The organism is Kitasatospora sp. NPDC059571 (assembly GCF_042735675.1).
Classification (GTDB): Bacteria; Actinomycetota; Actinomycetes; order Streptomycetales; family Streptomycetaceae; genus Kitasatospora.
The window spans coordinates 7,341-12,310 of the sequence record NZ_JBHWBW010000097.1 but is presented as its reverse complement, the minus strand read 5'-3'; the positions used below and the strand labels follow the sequence as shown (position 1 = coordinate 12,310).

Genomic DNA, 4,970 nt, shown 5'->3' with positions numbered 1-4,970 from the left:
CCGCCGCCCGCCCCCCCCCCCCCCCGCTCCGGCTCGGCGGGCTCGTCCGCCAGCAGGCGCTCCGGGTCGAGGTCGACCTCGCCGGCGGCGGAGCGCTTCTTGCGCTGGAGGGAGAAGCGGACGCCGGCGAGCACCATCAGCACCACGCCGCCGCCGATCACGTACGTCACGCCGCTCGCCACGGAGGTGACCTCCACCGTGAAGGCGATCGGCTTGCCGTAGGGCTGCGCGTTGGGACCGGTCGTCCACAGCTGGGCGGTCACCTGGACCGGGCCGTTGACCTGGGCCTTGGCGGGGAAGCGGAAGGTGCGGCTGGTGGCGGTGTCGAGCACCACGGCCTCCGCCTGGCCGACGTTGAGCCGGTTGACCTGGGCCGAGGTGACCCGCAGCTGGAGGTTGCCGACCGCCTGGTTGAGACCGTTCTTCACACTGATCAGCAGCGTCGCGTTGTCACCGGGGAGCGTGATGACGCTCTTGGCGGGTACGCGCACCGCCGAGGTGAGGTTGGCGAGGTAGCTCTGCACCCCGTCGCGGTAGGCCGCACCCGGGTCGGCCTGGTCGCGCCACTGGGTGGACATCGAGCGCACCATCGCCGCACTGAACGGACCGCGCACCCGCTGCGGCTGGGTGAGGATCATCAGCAACTGGTCGAGGCCGTTCTGCACGCCCATGACGGCGCTCAGCGCGGTCGCGGAGAGCTCCGAGCCGCGCAGCTCGCCCGGGTAGTCGCCGGACACCGAGTCGTCGGCCCGCGGGTCGGCCGGCGCACCGGCGACCGCGTCGAGGCGGGTCGGGGCGACCCAGCCGCCCTGCGCGGACGCCGCACCGATCGCGGCGGCGAGCGCCTCGGCGGTGCCCGCGGTCATCGTCCGCGGCGGCATCACCAGCAGGCTGCGCTGGTCGTCCGGGCGCTGCCGGCTGATGGTCATGGTCTCGGCCAGGAACCGCTGCTCCGCGAGGCTCTGCGCCTGGTCGGTGGCGAGGTCCCCCTGGAACAGCGAGGAGAGCGTGCTGTCGGCGACCACCGCGGTCTGGCCGTTGCCGATCGGGCGGGCCGCGTTCGGGGTGTAGGCGAGCGAGCGCGGGTCGGGCAGGCTCGCCCCGTCGACGAGCACCAGGCCGGCCCCGGTGGTGCGGGCCACCGCGGCGGTCTGCTGGTCGAGCCGGCCCTGGTACGGCCAGGCGACGCCGCCGGTGACGTCCACGGACAGCCGGCCCTCGGCGGTCACCTTGCCGGCCGTGGCGGCCTTGCCGAGGGCGCCCTCCATGCCGGGCAGGGCGGCGCCGTTGTGGGCGATGGAGGCGAGGTCCGGGTCGGCGTACGGCAGGGCGACGACCTGGGCGCCGGCCGCGCCGACCGCCGTCCGCAGCGCGGCCAGCCACTCGGTGGCGGCGCTGCTGCCGGTACCGGCGACGGTGTTGTCCTCGTTGGCGGACTCCCCGCCGGTGCCGGGCTTCTGCACCCGGTACGGCTTGGTCATCGCGTACACGGTGTCCAGCAGGTCCGGGTCGATCACCCAGGTGAGGTTCGGCAGGCCCCGGCCGAGCGCGACCAGCCGGCCGAGCCGGCCCTCCGGCGAGAGGTCGGAGGCCAGGCTGTCGTCCCGCAGGACGGGCGTCTGGTCGTCGCCCGGCATGGTCTGGGCGACCAGCTCGGGGGCGTGCGTGATCGGCCACAGGGTGGCGATCTGCGTCTGCTTGCCGGACTGCTGGACGTTGTACGGCAGGTAGGTGCGGGCGATCCCGAGCGCGTGGTCCTGGTCCTCGTCCCGGACGTCGACCGCCAGCTCGTACACCCCGCCGTCCTTGAGGCCGAGATCGCCGACCGAGGTGCGGATGGTGTAGTCGAGGGACTTGCCGGGGCCGATGTCACCCAGCTGGGTCTTGGTCTTCGGCAGGTCGATGCCGTCCTGCGAGGTGGGCGACGTCCGCCCGGCGACCAGGTTGATGTCGCTGCGGGTGTCCAGGCCGCGCGGGCTGCGGATCGCCACGTGCGCCGCCCGGAGCGTGCCGGACCCGCGGTTGGTGACCTTGCCGACCACCGTCACCTGGGCGTTGTCGCCCGCCACCGGGGTGACCGAGGAGATCTCCACCGCCGCCGGGTAGTCGCCGGACGCGGTGACCAGGCCGGTCCGCCCGGGCGCGGCGGCGAGCGCCGGCGCGGCGGCGGACAGCAGGACGGTGCCGCCGGCCAGCGCCGCGGCCAGGCAGCGGGCCGCCCGCCCCGCGCGTCCGTACGCTGTCAGGCCGTGCCGCGCCTCGCCCACGTGCTCTGCCCTCGCCGTTCTCGTTCGAATTCGTGGATACCCGGGACCGCCGGATGACCGGCGGTCGACCGTCCTGCACCGGGCGGACCCGTGCGGCCGCAACACGCGCGGCCCCGCCGGAAGCGGACTCACCCGGCATGGTAACGACGCACCCGGCGTACCGATGGTTCGGGCTCCCGGCTGTCGGCCGTCCGGCCCCGGCCGCGGCGGCCGCGCCGCACCCGGAAACGAAGGGGCGCCGGGCCTGCGCGGGCACGTACCCTAGGGAGCCGTGTCCACTGCCAATGAGTCCAGCGTCCATCATTCCAGCTCCACCGCGCCGACGGTCCTCCCCGGGCTGAGCGAGGCGCAGACCCTCGGTCTGCAGGAGCTGCTCCGGGTCTCGCCGGTCGCCGACGAGATCGCCCGCCGCTTCCAGGCGTCCGGGCACCGGCTGGCGCTGGTCGGCGGATCGGTGCGCGACGCCCTGCTGGGACGCCTCGGCAACGACCTCGACTTCACCACGGACGCCCGCCCGCACCAGGTCCTCAAGCTGGTCAAGGGCTGGGCCGACGCGGTCTGGGACGTCGGCATCGCCTTCGGCACCGTGGGCGCCCGCAAGGACACCGCCGACGGCTCCTTCCTGATCGAGATCACCACGTACCGCTCCGAGGCGTACGACCGCACCTCGCGCAAGCCCGAGGTCACCTACGGCGACACCATCGAGCAGGACCTCGTCCGGCGGGACTTCACCGTCAACGCGATGGCCGTCGACCTGCCGGGCCGCAGCTTCGTCGACCCGCACCGCGGGCTGGAGGACCTGGAGGAGCGCATCCTGCGCACCCCGGCCACCCCGGAGGAGTCGTTCTCCGACGACCCGCTGCGGATGATGCGGGCCGCGCGGTTCGCCGCCCAGCTCGACTTCACCCCGGCCCCCGAGGTGGTGGCCGCGATGACCGCGATGGCCGAGCGGATCACCATCGTCTCCGCCGAACGGGTGCAGGCCGAGCTGAACAAGCTGCTGCTGGCCGCCCACCCGGTCAAGGGCCTGCGGCTGCTGGTCGACACCGGCCTCGCCGAGTACGTCCTGCCGGAGCTGCCCGCGCTCCGCCTGGAGAGCGACGAGCACCACCGCCACAAGGACGTCTACGAGCACTCGCTGACCGTCCTGGAGCAGGCCATCGCCCTGGAGCAGGACGGCCCGGACCTCACGCTGCGGCTCGCCGCGCTGCTGCACGACATCGGCAAGCCGCGCACCCGCCGCTTCGAGTCCGACGGCCGGGTCTCCTTCCACCACCACGAGGTGGTCGGCGCCAAGATGACCCGCAAGCGGATGCGCGCGCTGAAGTACTCCAACGAGCTGGTCGACGACGTCTCCCGCCTCGTCGAGCTCCACCTGCGCTTCCACGGCTACGGCGGCGGCGACTGGACGGACTCCGCGGTGCGCCGCTACGTCACCGACGCCGGCCCGCTGCTGGAGCGCCTGCACGCCCTGACCCGCTCCGACTGCACCACCCGCAACCGCAAGAAGGCCGCCGCGCTGGCCCGGACGTACGACACCCTGGAGGAGCGGATCGCCCGGCTGAAGGAGCAGGAGGAGCTGGACTCGATCCGCCCCGCGCTGGACGGCAACCAGATCATGGAGCTGCTCGGCCTCAAGCCCGGGCCCCAGGTCGGCCGGGCGTACAAGCACATGCTGGAGCTCCGGCTGGAGCACGGGCCGATGGACCACGACACCGCGGTGGCCGCTCTCCGGGAGTGGTGGGCGGGTCAGCAGTGACCCGTGGGGCGGGCGGGGCGTGGGTCGCTTGAGCGATTCCGCTCGATCGTGTGTTTCCCGCCCCGCGGTGTGACCGGCCGATCGGCGGCACCGTTGCTCCGTCCGAGCGAGGGGATCCACCCCTCGGCGTGGAGGGAGGACACGGCATGTCCGTGGACGCGGTGCTGTTGGAGTCGCCGACCATGCGGGCGACGGTGGCGGGGCGGGTCGAGGCGCTCGACCGGGTCGGCGCGCTCCGGCTGCTCCCCGACGACCTGCACGTCACGACGGAGGGTGTGGCGGAGTACTTCGGGGTCGGGCTCAAGGCGGTCTACTCGGTCGTGGGGGACCACCGGGACGAACTCGGGGCGAACGGGTACCGGGTGCTGACCGGCCCACAACTGACCTCCTTCAAGGAGGCCAGTGGGATCCGTTCCCGGGCCCGCTCGCTGGCCCTCTTCACCCGGCGCACCGTGCTCAACGTCGCCATGCTGCTGCGCGACAGCGAGACCGCCCGCGAGGTGCGGTGCCACCTGCTCGACGTGGAGCAGGGGTCCCGCCGCCGCCCGGCGGACGTGCCCCGGGACGGGAACCGCCCGGTCCACCCGGAGGGCTCGCTGGACGCGGCGGTGGCACGGGTCGCCGAGTCGGTGGTCCGGGACGTGGTCGGCACGGCGATCGTCCCGCTGCTGAACGCGCTGGCGGTCGAGGTCGGCCGCAACAGCACCAAGCTGGACGCGCTGACGGACCGGGTCGGCCGGCTGGAGCGGGTCGTGCTGGACGACGACGAGCGGACGGTGGCCCGTCGCCGGCTGCGCCTGCTGCGTGCGGTCGACGCGGGAGCGGGCGACGAGGAGCTCGGGGAGCTGCTGGTCTGAGACGGACGTGGCCCGGGGGGGGGGCCGGGGCCCCCCCCCGCGCGCGGGGCGGTGGGGGGTAGACTGAATGGGGGAGGGGGCCCCCCC

The 4,970-nt window shown here is 74.1% G+C and carries 3 protein-coding genes; 2 read left to right on the top strand and 1 reads right to left on the bottom strand.

Annotated elements, in window-relative coordinates:
• Window positions 1-2,267: DUF6049 family protein (locus ACFV0G_RS14185; RefSeq protein ID WP_380546330.1), on the bottom strand; the 2,267-nt coding region annotated here is incomplete at its 3' end.
• Between the two features lie 337 nt (window positions 2,268-2,604).
• Between ACFV0G_RS14185 and ACFV0G_RS14180 the strand changes: the two genes are divergently transcribed.
• Entirely contained in the window at window positions 2,605-4,026 is a 1,422-nt protein-coding gene (locus tag ACFV0G_RS14180) for a CCA tRNA nucleotidyltransferase (RefSeq protein WP_380546343.1), read from the top strand.
• A gap of 146 nt (window positions 4,027-4,172) precedes the next feature.
• The gene (locus ACFV0G_RS14175; RefSeq protein WP_380546328.1) at window positions 4,173-4,883 is read left to right on the top strand and encodes a restriction endonuclease; all 711 of its coding nucleotides are present in this window, start codon (window positions 4,173-4,175) and stop codon (window positions 4,881-4,883) included.
• Window positions 4,884-4,970: the final 87 nt, after the last annotated feature.